The organism is Kitasatospora sp. NPDC007106, from assembly GCF_040634455.1.
Classification (GTDB): Bacteria; Actinomycetota; Actinomycetes; order Streptomycetales; family Streptomycetaceae; genus Kitasatospora; species Kitasatospora arboriphila.
The window spans coordinates 1-3,847 of the sequence record NZ_JBEYFP010000580.1 but is presented as its reverse complement, the minus strand read 5'-3'; the positions used below and the strand labels follow the sequence as shown (position 1 = coordinate 3,847).

Genomic DNA, 3,847 nt, shown 5'->3' with positions numbered 1-3,847 from the left:
CTGGCCCGGGTGGCGTACCCCTTCGCGGAGGCGCCTCCGCCCAGTGCGCCGACACCACCACCGCCGCCGAGGCCGCGGCCACCGGCCGCGCCCCCGCCGAGACCACCGGCACCGCCGACGCCGCGGGCGCCGCCCGGGCCGCCTCCGAAACCACCGACGCCGCCGGGGGTCAGCGGCTTGAAGGAGCCGGCAGTGGAACGCGGTCCCCCGGTGGTGCCGCCGCCACGGCCGCCGATCCCGCCGATGCCGCCGAGCGGCAGCCCGCCTATCGCTCCGCCCGGCCCGCCGATCGAGGGGCCGCCCGGGGTCGGGGGGTTCCACGGGGCGAGGGTGCCCGAGCCGCCGCTGCCGCCCGCACCGCCGAGGGAGCCGGAGGAGCCGGGCAGGTCGGTGAGCCCGGCGAGGCCGAGGCGGGGGGTCAGCGGCGAGAAGACGGGTGCGCCTCCGGAACCGCCGGCCGAGCCGCCGCCACCGCCGAGGCCGCCCGAGAAGGGGATGGGCGCCGGCGGCTGGAAGGGCTTCAGGGCGCTGAGTTGGGGCTTGTACGCGGCCGCGCCGCCCGCACTGCCCGCGCCGAACCCGCCGCCGGGTGCTCCGCCGCCGAAGCCGCCGCCGGGCATACCGGGGGAGGACATGCCCGCGGCGGGGTCGAACGGCGCCGAGAGCGGTCCGGAAGGCATGGCGGGGCCGGGGCCTCCCGGCAGGGTGGCGCCGGTGGCCAGCGAGTCGATCCCGGTGGTGGCGGTGGGGTGCAGCAGGCTGGTCGGGTCGAGTGCGGCGTTGGGGCCGGCGGTGCGGGTGGGGGAGGTGCTGTCGCTCCCGCCGGAGCCGCCGAGCCGCGCCACCTGTCCGGCGCTGGTCATCCGCTCGACGTGTCCGGCGCTCTGCCGCAGCATCGTGTCGATGCCGGTGCCGATCTGGCCGACGTAGGTGTTGTAGGTGTCCGCGGCCGTCTTGATGCCCTCGGACTGGGCGATGTCGTCGTGCTTCCCGGCCGGATTCTGCTCCATGTACTCCTTGGCGTACTGGAGTTCGCGCACCATCTCGGACTTGGTCTGGCTGACGGCCTGGTGGGCGCCGCGCAGCGACTGGGCCATCGCGGCACCGGCGTCGAGGGTGGTCGCCGCGTGCGACTGGTCGCTGCCGGCGTACTTGTGCAGGTAGCCCTGGAAGCTCTCGGCCGCGGCGCCGGACATGTTGGCCATGGCGCGGTTGGCGCTGGCGACGATGGTGCGGATGGCGGGTTCGGCGGCGGCGCTCCACGCCTCCCAGGCGTCGGCGAGTTCCGCCAGCAGGTCTTCGTTCGCGTCGGGGAAGACGACACCGGATCCGTGTTCGTTGCTCTGGACGACCTTCAGCACTTCGGCGAGGTCGGGCGGCAGCACGATCATGACGAGTCGCTCTCTTGGGCTGGCCGGCTGGCCTGGGACTGGGGACCCGAGTCGGCGGGGAACGCCCGCTCGGACTCGATGCTCTTGGACATGTGACGTTGCGTCAGGCGGACCGGCGCCGGGGCGGCGCGTCCGGAACGGCAGGCTCAGATGAGCATGTTGCGTCCCCCGCCGTGCAGCGGCGGGTCCACGTCGTCGTCCGCGTGCCTGTTGTACGAGAGGTCGGGGGCGTCGGGGGTGTGGAAGGCGGGTTCGGGGGCGTGGTGCGTCGGCAGCGTGACCGGCTCGGGGGGCCTGATGCCGTCGACGGTGCGCAGCGGTTCGGAGAGCGGTAGGCCGATCGTCGCACGGTGCCGCTCGGAGACCGGCACGCCGTCGACGGCGCGCAGTGGTTCGGAGAGCGGTAGGCCGATCGTCGCACGGTGCCGCTCGGAGACCGGTATGTCGTCGACAGCGCGCAGCGGTTCGGTGGCCGGGATCCCGTCGACCGCGGTGAGCGGTGACACCGGGGTGCCCGGGGCGGCCGACTGCAGGGTGGTGGAGACCGGTGATGCGAGGGTGCCGGCCTCCGCGCCGCGGCCGCCGTTCAGCCGGGTGAGCTCGGCGGTCTGGGTCGCCTCGGTCTCCCGGTAGCGCTGCACCATGAGTTCGAGGTTGGCGGCCATCTGCGCCGAGTTCTGCAGGTAGGCCTTGACCCCGTCGAAGACCTGCTTCTGGTGCTCGGGGAGCCCGCCGACCGAGGAGGTGCCGCCGGTCAGCGACTTGCCGACGGTCTCGCTGCCGTAGGCCGTCGGCTTGATCTGGTTGATCACCGCCTCCAGCCGCGCCGTCGGCGCCTCGAGGTCGTCGAGCATGGCCCGGATCGCCTTGGTGGCCGCCTCCACCTCTTCCAGGTCGATCTTGAAGGACGACGAACCGCTCATGATGTACCCCCACCCCAGTTCCGCCAGGCTCTCGCCTGTCTGTGCCGGCCGCACTGCAGTGCCGCCGGTGGGCCGGCCCGTCGCACGGCGGGCCGGCCCTTCGGTCGATCGGTCGTGACCGTCGGCGTGCCGCTCAGAGAGCGGTCGCGCCGTCCGGGCCGACCGTGTACAGGCCCGTGTCACCGAACGCGATCGCGAGCGGGACCCGGTCCACCTCCGCCTCGTTGAGCAGCGCTCCGCTGGTGACGTGCCACAGCCGCAGCACCGCCTGCTGGTCGCCGCAGGCCAGCAGGGCCTCGCCGTCGAGGTCCTGCAGGGTGACGCTGCGCACCGCGGCGCCGCCGCCGGTGAACTCGCCGACCGCGGTGCCGTCGTCGGCGTTCCAGATCCTCAGGACGCCGTCGGCGCCGCCGGCGGCCAGCACCTCGCGGCCGCCGACCCGCCCGAAGGCGAGGACCTCCACCGGGCCGGCCGTGCCCGCGAGTTCGAGCAGCGGGAGGCCGAGCGCGGAGTCCCACAGCCCGACCCGGCCGGCCTGGCCGCCGGTGGCGACGACCTGGTGGCCCGCCACCTCGCCGGCGGCGAGGGCGGTGACGCCGTCGCGGTCGGCGGTGAAGCGGCGCAGCTGGGCGCCGGCGAGCGCGTCGCGCACCCGGACCGTCCCGTCCTCGCCGGCGGAGACCAGCAGTGCCGGTGCGTCGCCGACGGGCGGGCAGAAGGCGAGGCCGGTGACGGCCCCGGTGTGCGGGGTGGGCAGCGGCAGCTCGGTGCCGGTCCGGGCGTCGAGGCAGCGGACGGCGCCCGAGGCGGTGCCGCAGACCAGGACCGGCCCGTCGTCCGCGGGGCACACGGCGAGCGAGGTGACGGGGCCGCCGTCGGCGGCGGCCGTCCAGGGGCCGGGGCCGCCGGCCGGGTCCAGCAGCCGGACGGTGCCGTCGCCGTGGCCGGCGGCGAGCCGGGGCAGGCCGTCCGCCTCGAGGACGGTCAGCGCGTTGACGGGGTGGCCGCCGGCCGCCGCGAGTTCGGTGAGCCGGGTGAAGCCGGTCGGGTCCCACAGCGTCACGGCGCCGTGTTCGTCACCGACGGCGAGCACCTGGCGGCCGTCGAGGTGCAGCGCGGCGAGCGCGGTGAGCCAGCCCTGGCGGGCGGGGCGGCCGTCGACGGCGGTGCCGGTGTAGACGTCCCACAGCCGCAGGGTGCCGTCGAGGGCGCAGGAGGCGAGCAGCGGGTCGCCGCCCGGCTGCAGGAAGGCCAGGCCGGTGACCGAGGCGGAGTGGCCGGTGAGGACGGCGACGGGCTGCCCGGTGGCGAGGTCCCACAGGCGGACGGTCGCGTCGGCGCCGGCGGAGGCGAGCACGGCCTGGTTGCCGAGGGTGAGGACGGCGAGTGCGGTGATCCGGTCGGTGTGGCCGACCAGCAGGTGGAGCTGTTCGCCGGTGGCGGTGTCCCAGACCCGGACGAGGCCGTCGGTGCTGCCGGCGGCGAGCAGGTCCAGGTCGGCGCAGCGGGCGTGGCAGAGTGCGCCGGCGCCGG

At 75.9% G+C, this 3,847-nt stretch carries 2 protein-coding genes and 1 pseudogene; all 3 read right to left on the bottom strand.

Going from position 1 to position 3,847, the window contains the following annotated elements; genetic code table 11:
• A pseudogene (locus tag ABZ641_RS28755) lies at nucleotides 1-1,391 on the bottom strand (hypothetical protein); the annotation flags it as partial.
• Nucleotides 1,392-1,537: 146 nt separating this feature from the next.
• Nucleotides 1,538-2,314 carry a hypothetical protein gene (locus tag ABZ641_RS28750; RefSeq protein WP_359986374.1) on the bottom strand — a complete coding sequence of 259 codons (777 nt, stop codon included), beginning with the start codon at nucleotides 2,312-2,314 and terminating at the stop codon, nucleotides 1,538-1,540.
• Between the two features lie 133 nt (nucleotides 2,315-2,447).
• Nucleotides 2,448-3,847 (bottom strand): WD40 repeat domain-containing protein (locus ABZ641_RS28745; RefSeq protein ID WP_359986371.1); only part of this gene is annotated, 1,400 nt, incomplete at its 5' end.

Bases quoted from the DNA above. Each gene is read 5' to 3' on its own strand.
- ABZ641_RS28750 (WP_359986374.1), bottom strand. From the start codon at position 2,314: ATGAGCGGTTCGTCGTCCTTCAAGATCGACCTGGAAGAGGTGGAGGCG.